Below are 19,726 nucleotides of genomic sequence, written 5' to 3'. Positions count from 1 at the left end.
GTTTGATTTAATGAGCAGCGCAAGGCACCTCCTGCGGGACACATCACCAAAGGCCCGCCATGACCGACCAGACCACCCGCCACCCGCTTCTTCGATTGCCGTTGCTGCCCGGCCTGACCCTGACGCTGGGATTGGCGGTGCTGGCCCTGGCGGTACAGAGGTTCAGCGGCCTGGCGGTTCTCAGCCCGCTGATCGTCGCGGTCTGTGCCGGGCTGGCCCTGGGCAACCTGACCGGCGTACCGGCCGCCGCCGCCGCCGGTGTCGCCTTCAGCCAGAAAACCCTGCTGCGGCTGGGGATCGTGCTGCTGGGCTTGCGGCTGACGCTGGCCGACGTGCAGGGGCTGGGGCTGGCGACGCTGGCGCTGGTGGTGCTGGTGCTGGGCAGTACCTTCGTGGTGATCCGCCTGCTGGGCCGGGTGCTGGGCGTCGATGCCGGGCTGACCACGTTGATCGCGGCGGGAACCTCGGTCTGCGGTGCCTCTGCGGTGATCGCGGCCAATGCGGTGGCCCGTGCCCGCGAGGAAGACGTGACCTATGCCATCGCCACCGTGACCGTCCTGGGCACCGTGGCGCTGTTCCTCTTTCCCATGGTCGCCACCTGGACCGGGGTCGAGGGCACGGCCTTTGGCATCTGGTCGGGCGCGGCGGTGCACGAGGTCGCACAGGTCGCTGCCGTCGCCTTCCAGCATTCCGATCAGGCGGGCGAAGTCGGCACGGTGACCAAGCTGTTCCGCGTCATGCTGCTGGCACCGCTGATCATGGTGCTGTCGCTGCGCGGCCAGGCCGAGGCCGGACCCCGCCCGCCCTTCCCGTGGTTCGTGGCCGGATTCGCCGCGCTGGTCTGCGTGAATTCACTGATCGACCTGCCGCAGGCTCTGCTGGCACCGGCCAGCGCTGCCACCGATCTGCTGCTGACCATGGCGCTGGCGGCGATGGGCCTGAACACGCGAATCGCCCAGTTGCGGGCGCGCGGGCTGCGTCCGGCGCTGCTGGCGACGCTGGGCAGTCTCTATATCGCCGCAGCGTCGTTGAGCCTGATCCTTCTCTTCGGGCTCTGATCCCCTTGCGGCCCGCGCCTGTTCCGGGCTTAACACCCCAAGGAGCGAGGAACAGGCCGACGTGATGACCCCGGATCCCCAGGGATGTGAAGTGCAGGATCTGCGCGTGACGCGCGGCGGGCGCGTGGTGCTGGACGGGATCACCCTGTCCCTGACCCAACGTCGAATCGGCATCATCGGGCGCAATGGCTCGGGCAAATCGACGCTGGCGCGCACCCTGGCCGGGCTGCAACGACCCGATACCGGGCAGGTGCGAATCGCCGGTATCGACCCGGTGCGCGACCGGCGCGGGATGCTGGACCGGCTGGGCATCCTGTTCCAGAACCCCGATCATCAGATCTTCATGCCCAGTGTGGCCGAAGAACTCGCCTTTGGTCTGATCCAGCAGGGACACGGCCGCGCCGCCGCGCGTGACAGGGTTCACACGCTCCTGGCGGAGCATCACCGTGCCGACTGGGCCGACCGTCCCGTTACCGCGCTCTCCGAAGGGCAGCGGCGCTACCTGTGCCTGATGTCGGTACTGGCGATGGAGCCGCGCACCATCCTGCTGGACGAACCCTTTGCCGGCCTGGACCTGCCGACCAGCTGGCATCTGGACCGGGTGCTGGCCGGGCTGGCGCAACAGCTGGTCCTGATCACCCATGACCCCCGCAACCTGGAGGGCTGGGACCGCGTGATCTGGCTGGATGGCGGGCGCATCGCGGGCGACGGCCCGGCCAGCGAGATCACCGCGCAATACCTGGACGCGATGCGCCGGGAGGCCGACGCCCGATGCTGAGCCTGACCCTGCCGCGCCCGACCTGGGCGCACCGCCTGCCTGCCGGGGCCAAGCTGGCGGGGCTGCTGGGCGCCACGCTGGTGATCTTTCCGCTGACCGATGCGCGCGTGCTGGCGGGGCTTCTTGCAGGCATGGCGGCGCTGGCGGTCAGCCTCGGGGGCGGCGCGGCGCGGCAATTGCTGCGCAGCCTTCGGCCGCTGGCGCTGTTGCTGCTGGTCGTGCTGGGATTTCACCTGTGGCAGGATCGGCTGGACCAGGGGCTGGTGGTGGCGCTGCGGGTGCTGGTGCTGGTCGCGCTGGCAACGCTGGTGACGATGACCACGCGGCTGGAAGACCTGATCGCCATCATCGAACGGCTGGCCGCCCCCCTGCACAGGCTGGGCCTGCCGCCCCGCGCCCTGGGGCTGGCGGTGGCAATGGTCATCCGGTTCATCCCCGTTTTCATCGACCGCCAGTCCCGCCTGACCGAGGCCTGGCGCGCCCGGTCTCCCCGGCGGCCGGGGGTGCGGCTGCTGGCGCCGCTGATGCTGTCCGTTCTGGACGACGCCGATCATGTTTCCGACGCGCTGACCGCCCGTGGCGGGCTGGCCGCGCCTTCTTCTTCCTCTCCCGAAAAGGATCCTGCCGATGGAACGTAACCTTGTGCTCGTGGCGCTGTTTGCCGCGCTGATCGCCGTGCTGGGCCTTGTGCCGCCCCTGACCCTGATTTCCGGCGTGCCGATTTCGGCGCAAAGCCTGGGCGTCATGCTGGCCGGCTGTGTGCTGGGATCGAAACGCGGCGCGCTGGCGGTGTTGCTGTTCCTGGCGCTGGTGGCCATCGGCCTGCCGGTGCTGTCGGGCGGACGCGGCGGGCTGGGGGTCTTTGCCTCGCCCACGGCCGGGTTCCTGGTGGCCTTCCCCATCGCGGCCTTTGTCACCGGCTGCGTCTGTGAATTGTGGACCCGCCCGCGCCCCGAGATCCCGGCCTTTGCCGGCTGCCTGCTGGGCGGGATCGTGGTCATGTACGCCATCGGCACCATCGGCATGATGCTGACGCTGGACCTGACTTTCCCCAAGGCCGCCGCGCTGAACCTGCCGTTCATCCCCGGTGATCTGGTCAAAGCCGCCATCGCCGCCTTCCTTACCGGGGCGATCTGGAAAGCCCGGCCGCACCTGCTGAGCTATCGCGACTGAACCTCCGGCCTGGCGGGGCCTCCCCCGCCCGGTCCCGGCTACCCGGTCTGCCAGTGCGGCATGGTCTTGACCGCGCCGCCGACATGGATCTGGCCGGGCAGCCGGTATTCGCCGGGAAAATCGCGCCCGTCGGGGAACCCGTAGCAACTGTCATGGGTCATCAGGTCGGGCTTGATCAGCGGCCAGACCATGTCCATCAGGAACGCCTGGTCGCCAAAGCGATCATCGTGGTAATCCTGCGTCTCCAGAAGCCAATCCTGCACGCTGGGCAATACCCCGGCGGTGCCGCCCCACATGCCTGCCAGGACCAGCTCCATGTGGTAGACGTGATCACGCATGACGTGGAAACGCTTCCCCGAGCGGACCCATTCATCCACCGCCAGGAATTCCTGCACGTTCAGCCGTGAATCCGCGTCCCGGCAGACAAAGAAATCCACGTCCGGGTCGTCCGCCACCAGGAACCGCCACATCGGCCGGATCCGGGCCAGCAGGGGATCGTCCAGCAGCACCACCTGCGCGCCCAGCCGCGCCAGCTCGGCCCGGGCATCGGCGGGCACGGAGGTGTCGCAATAGAACCGGGGCGTCCAGCCAACATAGATATATTGCGCGATCCGCGCATTGACGATGGCGCCCGTCACGTAGGCGGGATTGTCGCCCCAAAGCGAGAAGGCGATGATGTTCGCCCCCCGGCGGCCTGCATCGAACCGGACCTGCCGGTCGCCCAGCCCGCGTTCCGCGAACCGGGAGGCGGCGAAACGGTTATGCGCCTTGCGATCCTTCATTTGCAGGTTGGTGCGGCCCTCGCGCAGCGCCTCCTCTTCCCGGCCCAACTGCCAGAGCGAAGTCACAAGCGCATTGCGCGTCGGAATGTCATGCGGTCGGATCGCCAGCGCCCGACGAAAGGCGATCACGGCATCTTCGAAAAGCTGGGCGTCCTTCATCATCACTCCGAAACTGGTCCAGCCGTCGAAATGATCCGGCCGTGCTTTCAGAAAGGCCCGGTAGGCACGGGCGGCCATCTCGGTCTCGCCAGCCTTTTTCAGCTGGATCGCAAGGAACAGACCGGCATCGCCCCGGGGCTCGGACCTAACCGCCAACGCATAGGCGACGGCGGCGGATCGATGATTCTTCTGCGCCGCCAGCGCGCGGGCCCGTTCCTTGTAGGTCGCACTGCTGATGGTGTTTGGCTGAGGGGTCGTCGCCATGACCAATACTTTCCGATGAAATACATACTTTTGATATTTCAATCACAAAATTGAGGCCTTGGGAACGGGATTCTTGCCTGTGGCGGGGGGCGGACCGCTGGATCAGGTGGCGCCGGCGTTCAGTTGAACACCATGTAGCCCACCGGCTGCCCGGCCTTCCGCGCGGCGGCGATCCCGGCGTAATGGCGCAATCTCTCGTCGATTTCCGCACCACTCATCACGCCGGTCAGGATGGCACGGGCGTCGTTGTCGCGGCCCGCCAGCATGTAGGCCAGCGCCATGTTGCCGCGCACGTCGTCACCCTGTTCCGGGTCGCGCAACAGCTCTTCCATGATCTTCAGCCCGGCGTTGATCTGGCCGGACAGCGCCTGCGACAATGCGTAATTGTTCAACAGCACGAAATTCGTCGGGTAATGGTGCAGCCCGTCGCGATAAACCTGCTGCGCACGGGGATGCTCGGACAGGAAATCCAGCGCCACGCCCTTGCCGGTCAAAGCCGACAGATGGCGGCGGTCCCGGCGCAGCGCAGCATCGTAGAACGGCAGCGCACGGGCCGGATGTAGGCTGCGCAGATGCAGGTTGCCCAGCTCGTTCAGGATATCGGCATCGCGCGGCGCCAGGTCATTGGCACGGGTCAGGGCAAATTCCGCGCGGCTGTACTGGCCCAGGGCCAGGTAGCTGCGGCCCAGACCGAGATAGGCGTTGGACGAGTTGGGATCGCGTTCCGCTGCCCGTTCGAAAAGTCGCGCGGCCTCCTCGGCGGAGCCGGTGGAAAACGCCGCCTCGGCCACCTGCTCCGTCTCGGCGGCAGAGCCCTGAGGCATGACCTGTGGCCCGGCGGCACAGCCCGCCAGCGCCAGAATGGCCAATGCCGGGATCCCCAACGCCTGAACCGGAATGATCAACCCTTTGATCCGCATCGACATCTCCTTCAGAATCGGGCCGAAATCGACAGACCGAATTGCTGCAGATCATCGCCGGCCCGCTTGCGGATCGGCTGTGCCACATAGACCGACAGCGGGACATCCATGATATCCAGCGTCAACGACACCCCGACAGAAGCGCGCCAGTACAGGTCGTCGTCCACCGCGCCCGAGAGGCTGTTTGACAGGCCCCAGGCAGTGCCGGTGTCAAGGAATCCGCCCAGCCGCGCGGGCGTGCCCCAGATGTCGCCGATGTCCTTGAGCACCTCGACGGAGGCCAGCAGGTGGCTTTCGCCGCCCAGGGCCTCTGCCCCGTCACGCGGGCCGACGCCGCGCGGGGCAAAGCCGCGAAGCTGATCGCCGCCGACCAGGAAACGGTCGGAAATACGTGGCGCCCCGCCGGTCAGCGCCGCCACATGTCCGCCGCCCAGCCGCAGGTTCAGCGACAGCCCGTCGCCCGGCAGGGCGATCGCGCGATCATAGGACAGTGTCGTCCGGCTGACCACATCGTCGCTGCCCAGCCCGAAGACATGCTGTTGCAGCGACCAGCGCGCCGTCGCGGTCTGATGTGTATAGCCCAGCCGAAGATAGGGCGCCTGCCGGGTGCCGGCCTCGGCCCGGGTCAGGGCGCTGGCACCGGGATCGACGTCCAGGATACCGTCGCGGCGATAGCCCAGCCCGAACTCAAGCCGCCCCTCGGGACCGATATCGCGGGCCAGGTAGGGCTCGATCCGGACTTGACGGTGATCATGCGCCTGATCGCCGAAATCGGTCTCGAACGCGGCCAGGTCCAGCCCCATGTCCCAGCCCGGCGCAAGCCCGTCGGCCTTGAACAGATTGAGGTCCGCACCCTTGTATTCCTTGGAGAAATTCAATTCCAACGCGCCGAACACACCGGGGAACAGGTTGTACCGTTCCAGGTAGAACGTTCCCATGAAGGCTTGCTGGGAATCGTAGCGCAGGCCGAATTCCAACCGGCCGGGGCGGCTGTTCAGCTCCTCCACTTCGACGTTCATGGTGTCGCCCTCGGGCGCAAAGGCGACGTTGGCGAATTGCCCGGTGGACATCAGGCAGGCGCGGATCTCCGCCTGGGTGGCGGCGCTGAAATCGTCCTGGGGGGTGATCTCGCAGACGGCCAGGATGTCGTCGGAGGCGAGGAACTGATTGCCGCTGACCGCGACATTGGCATAGGGCTGGGCGCTGGACAGCACCGTCATGGACACCAGCCCGGCGCCGCCTGCCCCCGCGATGGCCCAGGCCCGCGCGCCGCGCAGATGGCCCCGTGTGACGCCGCGCGGCGCGCTGTTGCCGTGGCACGGGGTTTCGCCCGCGCCCTGTTTCGCCCGCTGAATTCGCGATGCAGCCATGGTGTCCCCCCGGACGTTGTGGCCAGGGCACCCGCCTGCGCGCGTCCCGGACCAATGATGATCCCGGCGCGCGCCAGGGGCACCGGCGCACAGGTCGCACCCCATGCCCCGGCGCCGGAAATGGCCCGGCCGGTTCTTGCAATCGTTCATGGTGTTGCACCGGTATTGCAGCCCCGGCGTCACACCCCCCAAATATCCTTGCCCGGCCCCGGCCAATTCCGGAACCGCCGCAATAGGACAGCGGAAATTTCCCTGCCTCTATCGCCACGCCATTCCGCGAAATTCCGGTTCGCCACAGAAATCCGGCCGACCCGGGCATATTGCCATCATTATTCCAGAATTCGGTTCTAGCACAAGTCTCCAACGGTTATGATACCGCCTAATGACACAACCCTTTTTGCACGCCCCCCTTACGAACGGTCATGAAATGAGCGCCCCGATCTCTCTCCCCTTTTCGCCCGCTCCCCACCCCGAAGGGGTCGCCTCCCTCCAGCGCTCCAAACCCGGCGATTCGCTCCGACGGATTCTCCGGCGCTACACGCATGAGGAGAGTGGCGCGATGACGATCCTGCTGCTGATCCTGATCCCCGCGATCATGCTGATCGGCGCCCTGGGCACCGACATCGCCCTGTTGAACGCGCAGAAGGCCCATGCCCAGGGCCAGGCCGACCTGGCCGCGCACAGCGCCGCGCGCCACCTCTCCGATCCCGGCCGGGCGCGCAGCGTCGCCCGTGCGGTGGCCGCTGCCAATGACCGCTACGGGGCCGACCCGCTGCGCGACGCGGATATCGTGCTGGGCAATTTTGCCGCCGATACCGGGTTCGTGGCGGCGCCGGACCAGGCCGCGCCGGGGGTGGTGAATGCCGTGCAGGTGGCGGTGCGCGCGCCGTGGCAGACGCTTCTGCTGGCGCCGCTGGTCACCGGTGACGACTACCGGATCGAACGGCAAGCTGTGGCCTCGGCCCGCCGCTCTGTCCTGTCGTTCACCCTGCGCAACACCTTGCTGAGCGTCGACACCCGCGACAGTGCGCTGCTGGGACCTGTGCTGGACGGGATCGCGGGGCCGGGCGGGCTGGGCCTGTCGTTGTCGGCCGTGGGCTACGAGGGGCTGGCGCGCAGTCACATCGGGCTGGAGGGGGTGTTGGGCAGCGGGGTCGATCTTGACGCGATGACGGTGGCGGATGCGCTGGCGCTGCGCCTGACCGCCGCAGATGTCGTCGCGGCAGAGGCCGGGGCGGGGCTGATCCCGGCGGCGGCGATCCCCGCCACATTGCCGGCGGCGCCGCTGCTGCTGGGCGATCTGGTGCAGGTGGCCCCCGACCTTCTGAACCTGAACGCGCAGGAGATCCTGGGCGACATCGACGTGAACGCGCTGGATCTGCTGGTGGCCTCGATCGGGTTGTCCGGCCTGGGCACCGGCGAGGCGATCAGCCTGAGCGCCGGGCTGAACCTGGCGCCGCTGGCGGATGTGGACCTGTCGCTGGGGCTGGTTCGCGATCCGGTCAGCTTTGTGGTTTCCCCGCAGCAGGAAGAGCCGCTGGAGGCCCGGATGTCGCAGGTCGGCGTTGATCTGACCGCCAACGCCCTGGGCCTGCTGGATGTCGGCCTTTCGCTCTCTGCCGCCGATGCTGTCGCGACGCTGGTCGATCTGAACTGCGCCGCAAGCGCTCCGGAGGACATCCTGGCGACCTTCGAGGTTCTGACTGCGCCCGCCTCTCTAGGGATCAATGTGGGGCTGGCCGATGCGATCGGCGACACCCAGGCCCTGCAACCACCCGCCGTGCTGCCGACCAGCGCCCTGACCCGCACCGTGGAGGTACGGTTGGACCAGCTGGGCCAGCCGGTCCCCCTGCCCTCGCTGATTTCGCTTTCCGGCGTCAGCGCGACACTGGCGGATCTGCTGCGCGGCGTCGAAAGCGACCTGGAGGCAGAGCAGGACGCGCAGGAGGCCGAACAGGCCGCGTTGCAGGCGCAACGCGACCAACGATGCCGCCAGACGCTTTTGGGACTTGGGTGTCTTCTGGATGTGGTGATCCGCACGCTGGACGGGCTGCTGAGCACGATCGGCGCCATCCTGGGAGAGCTGGCCGATGCGCTGGATATCGTCACCGGACTGCTGGCGGATCTTGTCGGGCTGGACATGGTGGCGGAGCAGTTGCTGACGCTGCTGGGGATCGACGTCGCCCGCGCCGAGCTGATCGTGACCGGGTTCGATTGCGGCACGCCTTCCAGCGTGACGCTGGTGAACTGAGGTTACATCCGGATGCTGGCGCTGCGGGTGATCTGAGTGAAGGAGAACCCGGCATTGCGGCCAAAGGCCTGAAGCGTGCTACCGGCCAGGTCGTAGGTCAGGCTGATCGTCACGCTGCCGTCCTCGGCCGGCTGGTCGGTGCAACTGGCGGCAAAGACGACGTTCTCCAGCTCCAGCAGCGGGCTCTGCTCGATCACGTCGGGCAGGATGTCGCTGGTCAGCGTGGCGCAGACGTCGGCATCCGCGTCACGGCTGAGCACCCCGATGGAAGACCGCGCCAGGGTCTGGGCGGCCTGCTGAACGTCGCTGGCGGTGCCCAGATAATAGCTGACCGCCAGGATGAAGAAGAGAAAGAACAGCAGGATCGGAAACATGATCAGGAACTCGATGGTCATCGAGCCGCGATCGTCGCGGGCGAACCGGCGCGCGGCACGGCCCAGGCCACGGGCCATCCGTTGCGCCAGACATGTTGACATGATCCGTCTCATGGCGCGCCCACCACGCCGGACCCGCGCAAGCCGCCGCCAGGCCGGGGCAGGAAGGAATCCGACGGCTCCGCCATCATCGCGGCGAGGTTGCGCGCGGAGGCACAGCCGCCCGTCGTTTCCCGCGCGTGGCAGGAGGTCCCCACCTCCAGAACCCGCACCACCCGTAGCATCCCGACGCTTTCGGAACGGCAGTCGTCGCGGAAATCGCGGTCGGCGACAAAGCGCAGCTGCGCAGGCGTTCCGGTCAGCAGCGCGGTCATGGTCCGGCGGCGCTGCACATCGCGGGTGGCGTTGCGCCCCTTTGGCAGGCTGACGACGATCACATCCTGCGGCGTCAGCCAAAGAGAGCCGAGAAAATGGCGAATCCGGGTCTGCTCCGCCTCGGGGATGGAACCGGAGCATTCGTTGAAACGGTAGCTGTGCACCGCCTCCGCCAGCTGCGGGCGCAGCCGGTCCACGGCGCCCTGCGGGGGCGGCGGGGCCGCGCAGGCGGCCAGGGCCAGTGGCAGGATCAGGGCAATCGCACGTATCTGTTTCATTGCAGCTTGAACCCTCCGCCGCCGTTGATGCGGACCCTTGACCGGGTTTCCTTGCCCGGTCGGACCAGCTGTCCGCTGCCCCATTGCTCCAGCCCGCCGCTGACCCGGTCGATATGATCCAGCGGGGTCGAAACCTCCGCCGGATCGACCGGCCGCACAAGGTAGGGGGTGACGATGATCACCAGTTCCGTCTCGCCACGCGAATAGCGGGAGGAGCGGAACAGCGCGCCGATCACCGGCAGGTTGACCAGGCCGGGCAGCCCGCTCAGCGCCTGGTCCGTCGTGCTCTGGAACATTCCGGCGATGGCGAAACTCTGGCCGCTGCCGACATCCACAGTGGTGGAGGCGCTGCGTTCGGTCAGTGCCGGCCCGATGGAAGAGGACGCCGCGGCCGAGCTGTCGATTTCCCGCACACGGGTATTTATGCGGATCTCGATCCGGCCGCGGTCACTGACCTCGGGGGTGAATTCCAGTTCCACACCATAGGGTTGCAACTCGATCCGGGTGTCGTCCTCGGTCTCGCCGACCCGGTAGGGCAATTGCCCGCCGGCCAGGAAATTCGCCGTCTCGCCCGACCGCGCTGTCAGGTTCGGCTCTGACAGGATGGTGGCCAGCCCGGTGCCCGCCAGCGCATCCAGCAACACGTTGATATTGCCGCCCCCCGTCGCCACGTTGACCGAATAGCCGCCATCGGTGAGGCTGCCGGGCGGGGTGATCGTGGTGGCACCCGACCGGCCCAGCCGCAGGCCCAGATCCTCGCTTACGGTGCGGGACACCTCGGCGATGCGGACTTGCAGGTTCACCTGCGCCGATTGCGTGACCTCCAGGCGATTGACCACCACCGCACCCGGCCCCGCCAGCCCGGCCAGCAGATCCTCCGCCGTTTGCAGATCCTCGGGGGTGCCGACCTGCCCGTTGAGGAAAATCGCGCCCTCCACCGCCGTGATGGCGATGTCGCCGCCGCTGATGGCACGGCGCACGGCGCGTTCCATCCGGTCCACGTCCAGCGACACGCTGATCGTGGTCTGCACGATCGGGGTCTCGTCCTCTCCCAGCACGAAAAGCGAGGTCTCACCGACGGATTTCGCGATGATGTAGATGTAGCGCGCGGTTTGCAGGTCGATTTCCGCCACGCCGGGATTTGACAGGAACAGCGCCGTCGCGGGGGCTGGCAGACGCAGGAACTGCGCTTCCGACAGGGTCAGATGGATCTCGCTGTCATCGACGGTGGTGATTTCCTGCGCGCGCGGCATGCCCGGCAGGACGAACAGCGTCAGCAGTGCGGCCAGCGCCAACCAGCCCGCGCAACGCGCCCGGTCTCCCACGGGCCACGCCAGCCTCGTCATTCCTTGCGGCGCGGGCGTCCGTATGTGCCGCTTTCGTCCTTCCGGACACTGTCTCTGGTCCATCGCATTCATCCCCGTCACCCCCCGGTTCTGTCCCAAGGCACCTGCCCCCCGGCGGCGCCGTCTAACGCAATTGCGCGCGCAGCAGCGGCCGCAGCAGATACCCCAGGACAGAGCGTTGCCCCGTCTCGATATCCACGTCGGCGATCATGCCCGGCCGGATCGGATATTGCTCCGCGCCGGCCTCAAGATAGTTTTTCTGCGTCGTCACCATGACGCGGTAATAGGCCTGCGTGCCGTTCGGCCCTTCCTCGTCCACCGTGTCCTCGGAAATCTGGGTCACGGTGCCGCGCAGATCCCCGTAGACCGAGAAATCATAGGCCGTGATCTTGACGCTCGCCGGCATCCCCGGCGTGACAAAGGCGACGTCGCGCGGCAGGACCTTCGTCTCGATCAGCAGTTGATCGTCGATCGGCGTCACTTCCATGATCGGCTCGCCCGGCTGGACCACGCCGCCGATGGTGTTGATGTTGACGTTGTTGACCCGCCCCGAGACACGGGCGCGGATATCCGTCCGCTCCAGCTGGTCCTTGCGCTGCACCAGCACCTGCTGAAGCGAGACCAGCCGCGCCTTCTTGTCCACCAGATCGTCATAGGCCTCCTGCACATAGGCATTGCGCAGCTCCGCGATCTTGCCGGACAGGTTGGCGGAGTTCTGGCGCAGCTTGTAAAGGTCCGTCTTGCTGATCGATCCGGCCTCCGCCAGTGGCGTGGTGACGGTGATCTGCTCTTGCAGGATGGCGCGTTCGTCCTCCAGCGCCTGCACGGCGTCCTCCAGCTTTTGCCGGCGGGCGCGGAACAGGGTCTGTTCGTTGCGCATGGTCGCATCGGTCTGATCGGAAGGGAAATCAATGTCGGGCTGTTCCAGCACCTCCGCCTCCAGCCGGGCGATTTCGGCGCGCAGCGTCTCGATCTCCACCTCCGTCTCCAGATAGGCCGAACGAAAGCGCGTGCTGTCGATCCGTACCAGCAGGTCGCCTTCGGAGACGATATCGCCCTCCCGCACCGTCAGTTCGGACAGGATCCCGCCTTCAAGGCTCTGGATCGTCTGCATCCGGCGCATCGGAATGACCGACCCGGCACCGCGCGTGATCTCGTTGATCTGCGCAACCGAGGCCCAGATGATCGCGGCAAGCAGGGTGAGGCAAACCAGCCAGATGGTCTGCCGCGCGGCGCGCAGGGTCTGGCGTCGGTAATTGCCGTCCAGATCGGCCAGCAGCCTGTCGGTGGCCTCCGTCATGGCACGGCCTTGATGTTGCTGGCGGTCGCGGCGGGCCGTTTCGCCATCGCCAGAATGTGGTTCAGGCTGTCGTCATGCAGCACTGCACCGTCCTTCAGCACCACGGCGCGTTCGGTCAACGCCAGCAGCTCCTTGCGGTGGGTGGAGATGATCGCGGTGCGCCCCTCCAGCCAGGTGGACAGGAAGGTGATCACCTTCTGCTCGTTCACATTGTCAAAGGCCGAGGTCGGTTCATCCATGATCACGATGCGCGGATCCTGAAGGATCAGCCGCGCCAGACCGATGGCCTGTTTCTGCCCGCCCGAGACATTGCCGCCACTTTCCAGCCGCAGGTCCAGTCCGCGCACATGTTTGCGCACATGCGGCCCCAGCCCGACGGCATCCAGTGCCGCGAACAGCGCCGCGTCGTCGTGCTGGCCATGATCCAGGCAGAGATTGTCTCGCAAGGTGCCCTGAAACAATGCGACCTGCTGCGGCAGGTAGCCGATCTGCCGCCGCCGGTCGATCGGATCGACCTGGTGCAGCGCCAGCCCGTCCAGGGTGATGGCGCCCGATTGCGGCTCAAGCATCCCCGACAACAGGCGCAGCAGCGTGGATTTGCCCGCGCCGTTGCCGCCGATCACGGCGACGTTCTGCCCGGCCGGGATCTGCAATCCGGCGATGGCGACGGCGTCACCCTGTTCAGGGTCGTGACTGTAGGTGACGTCTTGCAGCGCATAAGCGCCCTGCATCCGGTCGGCCCGCACGTAATGGCGGCTGTTGTCACGCTCCACCGGCATCTTCATGATGCTGTCCAGCGCCTCCATGGCCGAGCGGACATATTGCCATTTCGCCAGCAGCCCGCAGACCTGCGTGGCCGGCGACAGGGTGCGCCCGGTCAGGATCGAACAGGCGATCAGGCTGCCGACGGTCAGGTTGCCGGCGCCGATCTGGTAGACCCCGGTGATGATCACGCCGATATAGGTGATCTGCTGCACCGAGGACGCGCCCTGCGTCAGCATCGTCGTCACCTGCCGCGCCCGGATGGAGGAGGCGGCCATGGTTGCCGTCAGCTGGCCATAGGCGCGCTCCAACCGGCTTTCGGCGCGCGCGGCCTTGACCGTTTCCAGAGATCCGACAGCCTCCAGCAGCAGGCCGTTCAGCGCCGACCCCTCACGGGTGTTCTGCCGCGACATCCGGGCCAGGTACTTCTGCAACACAATCCCAGGTAGAATGATCATCACCGCACCCGTCAGCACGACCAGCGCGATCGGCCCGCCGATGAAAGCCATCACCGCGATGAAGATCACCACGAATGGCAGGTCCGAAATCGTCCCCGCCGTTTGCGAGGTGAAGAATTCCCGGACCGAGGAGAATTCCCGCACCTGGTTGGCAAACACACCCACCGATTTCGGCTGATGCGACAATTTCAGATTGACGACTTTGTGAAACAATTGCGCCGACAATCGCAAATCCAGATCCCGGCCGGAGATATCTATCAATCGCGCCCGCATGATGCGCAGCAGGAATTCCAGCACGATCGCCAATCCGACGCCGCTGGCAAGAATCCACAACGTATCCATTGCCTGGTTGGGCACCACACGGTCATAGACCTGCATGGCAAAGATTGCGGTCAGCACTGCCAACGCATTGGCCATGAACGCGGCGATGAACACGTCGCGATAGATCGCCCAATTGTCCAGCACCGGGCCCAGGATCCAGTGCCGGTCCTTGCCGCGCGCCATGTCGCCGACACGGGGCGTGACCACGTCCAGCGGCTTGGCCATCACAGCGCGGCCCAGATAGGTTTCCTCAAGCTCGGCGCGGGTCAGGGTGGTGCGGCCGCTTCCCGTTTCGGGCAGGATCACCGTGGCGCTGTCGCGCGTTAACTGTTCCAGGACCAGGCTGCCGCCATCGCGGGTCAACAGCAGGACCGGCAGCGCATAGGGCGACAGATCCGCCAGCGCCACATCCAACGCGCGGCCACCCATGTTCACCCGGCGCAGCGCCTGCGGCACCTGCGCCATGTCCAGCCGGCCCGCGCGCAGCGGCACCCCGTCGGTCAGCCGCGCGGCGGAGGCCTCGACATCATGCGCCTGGCACAATGCGACCAATCCCGTGACCAGCCTGTCCCCTGCCCTGTCCCGCGCCATGCCTGCCATCCCTGAAACTCGCGGCCGCAGCGCGGCCCCCAAATGCGTTATCTTTAGATATGTAACGAATACGTCTTTAGTATGGCAATCTAATTTCCCTGCGTACCAAGCAGCATCGTGCCCAGCATCCCCACCGAATGGGCAGCTTCGTATTCGGTGCGCAGCAATTCGTGGCGGGTGTCGATTTCCTCGATCTCGGCATCGTAGAGATCCCGCGCGGTCAACAGCAGATCGACCAGTTCGCGTTGGCCGACGACGAATTGCTGTTCGTAATCGTCCAGCACCTTCTGGGCGTCGCCCACCTGCCCGGCCAGCGATTGCGCCGACACGGTCAGCGCGCGCAGGTTCTGCCGGTAGAACCGCGCCTCGTTCTGAAGGTCACGCTCTACCCCGGTCAGGCGTTGCACCGCCGCGCGCAGGCTCTGTTCCGCCGCGATCACCGCCCGGCCCCGGAACCCGCTGGAGGTCAGGTCCACCCCAGCGGTAAGCCCGACAGAACCGGAGCGCCCGCGCCCGCCGGTCAGATCCTGCCGCCCCTGCGCCTGCAATTTCAGCGTCGGTTTGCGGCTGGCCTTGGCCGCGCGCACACCGGCCTCCGCGATCGAGACATCAGCCCGCGCGGCGATGTATTCGGGCGCATTCATCACCGCCTCGATCACGTTGCGGCTGGAGGCGAAGGCATCGATGAACGACAGGCGCGGCGGCGCGGGTTTGGCGCCGCTGGTCGGTCCCAGCCTGTATTCCAGCTCGGCCAGCGCATTTTGCCGGTCACTCTCCAATTGGAACATCAGCTGTTCCGCCCGCGCGATCTCCAGCCGCGCCCGCGACGTTTCGGCATTGCCCGCCACACCAGCGACCACGCGGTCGGCCGAATACTTGGCGATCCGCCGGGCAAAGGCCACGTAATCCACCGTCCGCCGCATCTTGCGCGAAATGGTGTCGAGGTCGAAATACAGCTCGGCGATTTCCAGCGTCAGGTCTTCGACCGCCGCTTTCAGGTTGGCCACCACCTTGACCCGGTTGGCGGTCGCGGCGTCGATCTGGCTTTGCGACAGCCCCCAGTCGAACAGCAATTGCGAGACGGTGACCGCGATCCCCAGATCGTAACCTTCGTCTTCGTCCACGTCGCCAGACAGGCTGAACTGCGGTCGGCGGGCGTCTTTCTCGATCTCGATATTCGACGTCTCGCGCGCCACGTCCTGCCGCAGCGCCGCCACTTCCGGGTCGCGGGACGCGCCGAGGAGAACGGCGCGTCCCAGACTCTGCCCCTGTCCGCCCTGCGGGAGAAGCGACAGGGCGGAGGTCAGGCAGACAAGCGTGAAAAGGGGCGCGCGCAGGACGATCCGCAGGTCACAGAACATCAGCCGTCCCAACCAGACCGTCGAGCATCCCCCCCGCGATCAGGTCGAACGACCCGGCGCCGGGATCATCCCCGCCGGGCTGGTCGGAAAGAATCGCCCCCGCATCGCCGGTCGAGTCGGAGCCGGTTGCGGAAGGGGCAAATTCCTGTGTTTCGGGCGCGCCGCTTTCGGTCAGCGCCGACAGGTCGGTGTCGTCCTCGGAGGCCTCTCCCAGCAGCACGGCGACCTCCGGGTCCATCGCAATGGCCGTGGTCGAGGCTGCCGAAGCGGTCTGCGATCCGCCGTCATCGTCATCCACCCACTCGTTGTACAACAGCCCGGTGACGCCAACGCCCGCCACCCCGAACAACAGCTGGTCGGAGCCCGCGCCAAAGAAACTCCCCCCCCCGGAGGCCGCTTCGACCGGCGGCAGATCCCCGGTCGCCTCGGGCGTGGAGGGGGTGTAGCCCACGTCGATCACATCGCCCTGCGCGACGGTGTCGGCGGGCGGCGTGGTGGGGAATTCTTCGTCTGCCGTGGCGGAATCTTCCGCCGTGGCGGGGGGCGTTTCCTCCACCACAATGGCCTCTGCCATCTCCGTCACCGGGCGCAGCGGTTCCGGCGCGACAAGGCCGCTGATCTCTTCCTGCCCTGCGGGCCCGTCCAACAGCCGGTTGTAGCTCCCGTCGGCGCCGATGACGAAGAAATCCGCGATCCGCACCTCGGTCCCGTCCAGCAAGGTGACGGTCAGGTCCGCGCCGGTCTTCTGATAAAAGGCGATACCAGGCGCTGCGGGGCTGAAATAGACGTCCGAGGGTCCGGGCAGGCTGACCTCCGTGCCCTCCTGCCTGGCGGGGGCGTCGCCGTCCTCCCGGCCGATCGTGAAAATTTCCACCATGTGCCAATACCTTCCCGAAAGCCCGGACCGAACGACCCGCGAAAAATCAAATTATGGTAGCGATACAGACTTACGATACCACATAGACATTAACCACGTCCTATCGCTGATTCCAAGTGCGCGCCTTACACACTTTAGGCGTATATGCCGACGCGGTTCAGCACAGGGCTGACACGATCCGCGTCAGCCCTGCCCGGCCCCCACCGAAAGTCTGCGCGGGCCGGGCGAACCGGCCCGCTCTGCGTCAGGCATCGACCTCCAGTCCGCCAATCAGTCCGCCCAGAAAGCCGTCGTCACCCAGCACACCGCCGAGCAGACCTTCGTCCCCAAGGACGCCGCCCAGAAGACCCTCCTCGCCGGTCACGATCTCCAGCTGAGAACCGTCGCCGAGAACACCGCCCAGCAGGCCGTCGTCACCCAGCACACCGCCGAGCAGACCTTCATCCCCAAGGACACCGCCCAGAAGACCTTCCTCGCCGGTCACGATCTCCAGCGGAGAACCGTCGCCGAGGACACCGCCCAGCAGGCCGTCGTCACCCAGCACGCCGCCGAGCAGACCTTCATCCCCAAGGACGCCGCCCAGAAGACCTTCCTCGCCGGTCACGATCTCCAGCTGAGAACCGTCGCCGAGAACACCGCCGAGCAAGCCGTCGTCACCCAGCACACCGCCGAGCAGACCTTCATCCCCAAGGACACCGCCCAGAAGACCTTCCTCGCCGGTCACGATCTCCAACGGAGAGCCGTCGCCGAGAACACCGCCCAGCAAGCCGTCGTCACCCAGCACACCGCCGAGGAGACCTTCGTCCCCAAGGACGCCGCCCAGCAGACCCTCCTCGCCGGTCACGATCTCCAGCGGAGAGCCGTCGCCGAGGACACCGCCGAGCAGGCCGTCGTCACCGAGAACACCGCCCAGCAAGCCGTCGTCACCCAGCACACCGCCCAGAAGGCCGTCGTCACCCAGCAGCGGGTCCAGCAGGCCGATGTCGGACAGCAGGCCGTCGGAGCCGTCCACAGTCGGGGTGCCAACGTTGACCAATCCTTGCAGCAGGCCATCGGTGATCTGTTCCAGCGCGCCGACCAGGTCGCCGTCGGACACTTCACCAAGCGCGCCGTCCACGCCGGCCAACACATCGCCCAGCAGGTCGTCGGCCCCGTTCAGCACGCCGTCCACGATCGCGCCATCGCCCAGCAGGGCATCGGTGGTGCCGCTCAGCAGCGTGTCGACGGCAGAGCCGATATCACCCTGGTCCAGCGCGGCCAGCCCGTCCTCCAGCCCTGCAGCCAGATCGGCACCGCCGGTGGCCAGGCCTGCGGTGACCTGTTCCGACAGGCCTTCGGGGGACTCGGGCACATCCGAAACCAACAGGTTTTCAACCACTTCGCCCAGCAAGTGGCCGGCCCCGGTCAGGACTTCGCCTTCGCCCAGCGAATCTGTCAACTGGGTCAGCCCGCTGTCCAACCCGTCAAGCAGCCGATCGACACCGTCTTCGACGCCACCGATCAGGCCGCCTTCGCCCAACAGGTCGCCCACCACATCCAGCGCACCGTCGACCACGCCCGCCAGATCGCCATCGCCGAGCGATTGAAGCATCTCGTCGAGTTCCGACTCGACATCGTTGGCGGTGTCGGTCAGTCCGCCGGTCACGTCGTCCACGACGCTGCCCTGGCCCGGCTCCTCCGGCTGCGTGGGCTGGGTCGGATTCGTCGGCTCCGTAGGGGTCGTCGGTTGCGTGGGCGTGGTCGGCGTTGTCGGGGTTGTCGGCGTGGTCGGGGTCGTCGGCGCGGTCGGGTCCGTCGGGTCGGTACTGTCGCCGCTGGAGGCCACAGCCCCGATCCCACCCAGGCCGATGCCCATGGCGGCCAGGACCTCTTCGTCTTCCATCATGTCAAAGAAGGTCGCGCCGGTGACGCGGCCGTCCGTCGTGCTGGCCCCGCTGACACCGCTGTTCACGTCATCCGCCAGCAGGAGAGAGCTGACTTCTCCGTCCGGACCTTGCAGGTAGAAGTCGGAAATCTGGACTTCGTCGCCGTTGATCGTCCGCACGACCAGATCATCGCCACGTTTCACGTATTGGCTGATCTCGCTCTGCGTGGCGTTGATGCGAAAGACCGAGGGGCTTTCCGCGGTGAATTGGGTGACGCTCATGTCTGACTTCCTTTGATCCGGTTCCCGCGGGCGGGCAAGATTGAACTGGCTCCTGGCGACGCATTGGGATCTCCACCCGATTCACCGCCTTTGGTGCGTTATACATACTTTTGATACTTTATACACGCCTATGGATATGGCAACGGAAAATCCCCGGACGGGCCGGGGAAGCTGCAAGAAAAGCAAAGACTTGCGTCGTGGATTCGCAGGGAATGGCGCTTCTCCCACGGATCGGTGACGGGGTGCGGATAATCCGTAGCTAGACAGGTGATTGTTGACAGGTGTTTGTCCCGACCCGCGTTTGGCACCGATGCTCCCAAACGGTTCGGGCCGGGGAGCGAACTCCCCGGCCCGTCAAGAGGCTTCCCTTTTCGGGCGCGTCGGATCAGCCCAGCAGGCCGCCATCCCCGCCCAACAGACCGCCCAGCAGTCCGTCCTCGCCACCGAGGACACCGCCCAGCAGACCGTCGTCACCGGTCAGGCCACCGAGAAGGCCGTCGTCGCCAGTCACGCCGCCCAGCAGGCCATCCTCGCCACCGAGGACACCGCCCAGCAGACCGTCGTCACCGGTCAGGCCACCGAGAAGGCCGTCGTCGCCAGTCACGCCGCCCAGCAGGCCATCCTCGCCCCCGAGGACACCGCCCAGCAGACCGTCGTCACCGGTCAGACCCCCGAGAAGGCCGTTGTCGCCAGTCACGCCGCCCAGCAGGCCATCCTCGCCCCCGAGGACGCCGCCCAGCAGCGCGTGGACACCAGTCAGCCCGCCGAGACGGCCGTCGCCC

The 19,726-nt window shown here is 66.7% G+C and carries 17 protein-coding genes; 5 read left to right on the top strand and 12 right to left on the bottom strand.

The window, feature by feature from the left end; all coding sequences use genetic code 11:
* The first annotated feature begins 59 nt into the window (after positions 1 to 59).
* From G5A46_RS13145 to G5A46_RS13130, 4 genes are all read left to right on the top strand, one after another.
* A complete protein-coding gene (locus G5A46_RS13145; RefSeq protein WP_163850027.1) occupies positions 60 to 1,058 on the top strand; it encodes a YeiH family protein in 999 nt (332 codons plus the stop codon).
* A 64-nt stretch (positions 1,059 to 1,122) separates the two neighbouring features.
* Entirely contained in the window at positions 1,123 to 1,836 is a 714-nt protein-coding gene (locus G5A46_RS13140; protein WP_163850026.1) for an energy-coupling factor ABC transporter ATP-binding protein, read from the top strand.
* Positions 1,830 to 2,474: an energy-coupling factor transporter transmembrane component T family protein gene (locus G5A46_RS13135; protein ID WP_163850025.1), complete on the top strand. Its 645-nt coding sequence runs from the start codon at positions 1,830 to 1,832 to the stop codon at positions 2,472 to 2,474. The genes G5A46_RS13140 and G5A46_RS13135 overlap by 7 nt, the downstream gene beginning before the upstream one ends.
* Positions 2,464 to 3,009 (top strand): biotin transporter BioY, encoded by a 546-nt coding sequence (locus G5A46_RS13130; protein ID WP_163850024.1) that lies wholly within the window; start codon positions 2,464 to 2,466, stop codon positions 3,007 to 3,009. Before G5A46_RS13135 ends, G5A46_RS13130 begins: the two co-directional genes overlap by 11 nt.
* Before the next feature lie 38 nt (positions 3,010 to 3,047).
* Here G5A46_RS13130 and G5A46_RS13125 read toward each other — a convergent pair whose 3' ends face one another.
* From G5A46_RS13125 to G5A46_RS13115, 3 genes are all read right to left on the bottom strand, one after another.
* Positions 3,048 to 4,214 carry a UDP-N-acetylglucosamine-peptide N-acetylglucosaminyltransferase gene (locus G5A46_RS13125; protein WP_163850023.1) on the bottom strand — a complete coding sequence of 389 codons (1,167 nt, stop codon included), beginning with the start codon at positions 4,212 to 4,214 and terminating at the stop codon, positions 3,048 to 3,050.
* 119 nt (positions 4,215 to 4,333) lie between these two features.
* On the bottom strand, positions 4,334 to 5,134 hold the full coding sequence (locus tag G5A46_RS13120; protein ID WP_163850022.1) for a tetratricopeptide repeat protein: 801 nt from the start codon (positions 5,132 to 5,134) through the stop codon (positions 4,334 to 4,336).
* Between the two features lie 11 nt (positions 5,135 to 5,145).
* On the bottom strand, positions 5,146 to 6,504 hold the full coding sequence (locus G5A46_RS13115; RefSeq protein WP_163850021.1) for a BamA/TamA family outer membrane protein: 1,359 nt from the start codon (positions 6,502 to 6,504) through the stop codon (positions 5,146 to 5,148).
* Between the two features lie 559 nt (positions 6,505 to 7,063).
* On the opposite strand from G5A46_RS13115, the gene G5A46_RS13110 reads away from it, so the two are divergent.
* Positions 7,064 to 8,755 carry a pilus assembly protein TadG-related protein gene (locus tag G5A46_RS13110; protein WP_163850020.1) on the top strand — a complete coding sequence of 564 codons (1,692 nt, stop codon included), beginning with the start codon at positions 7,064 to 7,066 and terminating at the stop codon, positions 8,753 to 8,755.
* 2 nt (positions 8,756 to 8,757) lie between these two features.
* Here G5A46_RS13110 and G5A46_RS13105 read toward each other — a convergent pair whose 3' ends face one another.
* The 9 genes from G5A46_RS13105 to G5A46_RS13065 form a co-directional block, all read right to left on the bottom strand.
* On the bottom strand, positions 8,758 to 9,231 hold the full coding sequence (locus G5A46_RS13105; RefSeq protein WP_163850019.1) for a TadE/TadG family type IV pilus assembly protein: 474 nt from the start codon (positions 9,229 to 9,231) through the stop codon (positions 8,758 to 8,760).
* An 8-nt stretch (positions 9,232 to 9,239) separates the two neighbouring features.
* Entirely contained in the window at positions 9,240 to 9,782 is a 543-nt protein-coding gene (locus G5A46_RS13100) for a CpaD family pilus assembly lipoprotein (protein WP_163850018.1), read from the bottom strand.
* Positions 9,779 to 11,128 (bottom strand): type II and III secretion system protein family protein, encoded by a 1,350-nt coding sequence (locus tag G5A46_RS13095; protein ID WP_163850017.1) that lies wholly within the window; start codon positions 11,126 to 11,128, stop codon positions 9,779 to 9,781. Before G5A46_RS13095 ends, G5A46_RS13100 begins: the two co-directional genes overlap by 4 nt.
* Positions 11,129 to 11,252: 124 nt before the next feature.
* Positions 11,253 to 12,428, bottom strand: a complete 1,176-nt coding sequence (locus G5A46_RS13090) for a beta-barrel domain-containing protein (protein ID WP_163850016.1) — start codon at positions 12,426 to 12,428, stop codon at positions 11,253 to 11,255.
* Positions 12,425 to 14,560 (bottom strand): type I secretion system permease/ATPase, encoded by a 2,136-nt coding sequence (locus G5A46_RS13085; RefSeq protein ID WP_163850015.1) that lies wholly within the window; start codon positions 14,558 to 14,560, stop codon positions 12,425 to 12,427. The genes G5A46_RS13090 and G5A46_RS13085 overlap by 4 nt, the downstream gene beginning before the upstream one ends.
* A gap of 89 nt (positions 14,561 to 14,649) precedes the next feature.
* Positions 14,650 to 15,921: a TolC family protein gene (locus G5A46_RS13080; RefSeq protein WP_163850014.1), complete on the bottom strand. Its 1,272-nt coding sequence runs from the start codon at positions 15,919 to 15,921 to the stop codon at positions 14,650 to 14,652.
* Positions 15,911 to 16,798, bottom strand: a complete 888-nt coding sequence (locus tag G5A46_RS13075) for a BapA/Bap/LapF family prefix-like domain-containing protein (RefSeq protein ID WP_163850013.1) — start codon at positions 16,796 to 16,798, stop codon at positions 15,911 to 15,913. The genes G5A46_RS13080 and G5A46_RS13075 overlap by 11 nt, the downstream gene beginning before the upstream one ends.
* A 244-nt stretch (positions 16,799 to 17,042) precedes the next feature.
* Positions 17,043 to 18,944, bottom strand: coding sequence for a BapA/Bap/LapF family prefix-like domain-containing protein (locus G5A46_RS13070; protein ID WP_163850012.1), 1,902 nt, complete (start codon positions 18,942 to 18,944; stop codon positions 17,043 to 17,045).
* Between the two features lie 385 nt (positions 18,945 to 19,329).
* Positions 19,330 to 19,726 (bottom strand): hypothetical protein (locus G5A46_RS13065; RefSeq protein WP_204318756.1); only part of this gene is annotated, 397 nt, incomplete at its 5' end.

It is taken from the genome of Pseudooceanicola aestuarii (genome assembly GCF_010614805.1).
GTDB lineage: Bacteria > Pseudomonadota > Alphaproteobacteria > Rhodobacterales > Rhodobacteraceae > Pseudooceanicola > Pseudooceanicola aestuarii.
The sequence above is the reverse complement of the archived record's forward strand: the minus strand, read 5'-3'. Positions and strand labels throughout refer to the sequence as shown.

Excerpts from the sequence above, each read along its gene's own strand:
- G5A46_RS13145 (WP_163850027.1), top strand. The coding sequence starts at position 60 with ATGACCGACCAGACCACCCGCCACCCGCTTCTTCGATTGCCGTTGCTG.
- G5A46_RS13140 (WP_163850026.1), top strand. The coding sequence starts at position 1,123 with ATGACCCCGGATCCCCAGGGATGTGAAGTGCAGGATCTGCGCGTGACG.
- G5A46_RS13135 (WP_163850025.1), top strand. The coding sequence starts at position 1,830 with ATGCTGAGCCTGACCCTGCCGCGCCCGACCTGGGCGCACCGCCTGCCT.
- G5A46_RS13130 (WP_163850024.1), top strand. The coding sequence starts at position 2,464 with ATGGAACGTAACCTTGTGCTCGTGGCGCTGTTTGCCGCGCTGATCGCC.
- G5A46_RS13125 (WP_163850023.1), bottom strand. The coding sequence starts at position 4,214 with ATGGCGACGACCCCTCAGCCAAACACCATCAGCAGTGCGACCTACAAG.
- G5A46_RS13120 (WP_163850022.1), bottom strand. The coding sequence starts at position 5,134 with ATGCGGATCAAAGGGTTGATCATTCCGGTTCAGGCGTTGGGGATCCCG.
- G5A46_RS13115 (WP_163850021.1), bottom strand. The coding sequence starts at position 6,504 with ATGGCTGCATCGCGAATTCAGCGGGCGAAACAGGGCGCGGGCGAAACC.
- G5A46_RS13110 (WP_163850020.1), top strand. The coding sequence starts at position 7,064 with ATGACGATCCTGCTGCTGATCCTGATCCCCGCGATCATGCTGATCGGC.
- G5A46_RS13105 (WP_163850019.1), bottom strand. The coding sequence starts at position 9,231 with ATGTCAACATGTCTGGCGCAACGGATGGCCCGTGGCCTGGGCCGTGCC.
- G5A46_RS13100 (WP_163850018.1), bottom strand. The coding sequence starts at position 9,782 with ATGAAACAGATACGTGCGATTGCCCTGATCCTGCCACTGGCCCTGGCC.
- G5A46_RS13095 (WP_163850017.1), bottom strand. The coding sequence starts at position 11,128 with ATGACGAGGCTGGCGTGGCCCGTGGGAGACCGGGCGCGTTGCGCGGGC.
- G5A46_RS13090 (WP_163850016.1), bottom strand. The coding sequence starts at position 12,428 with ATGACGGAGGCCACCGACAGGCTGCTGGCCGATCTGGACGGCAATTAC.
- G5A46_RS13085 (WP_163850015.1), bottom strand. The coding sequence starts at position 14,560 with ATGGCGCGGGACAGGGCAGGGGACAGGCTGGTCACGGGATTGGTCGCA.
- G5A46_RS13080 (WP_163850014.1), bottom strand. The coding sequence starts at position 15,921 with ATGTTCTGTGACCTGCGGATCGTCCTGCGCGCGCCCCTTTTCACGCTT.
- G5A46_RS13075 (WP_163850013.1), bottom strand. The coding sequence starts at position 16,798 with ATGGTGGAAATTTTCACGATCGGCCGGGAGGACGGCGACGCCCCCGCC.
- G5A46_RS13070 (WP_163850012.1), bottom strand. The coding sequence starts at position 18,944 with ATGAGCGTCACCCAATTCACCGCGGAAAGCCCCTCGGTCTTTCGCATC.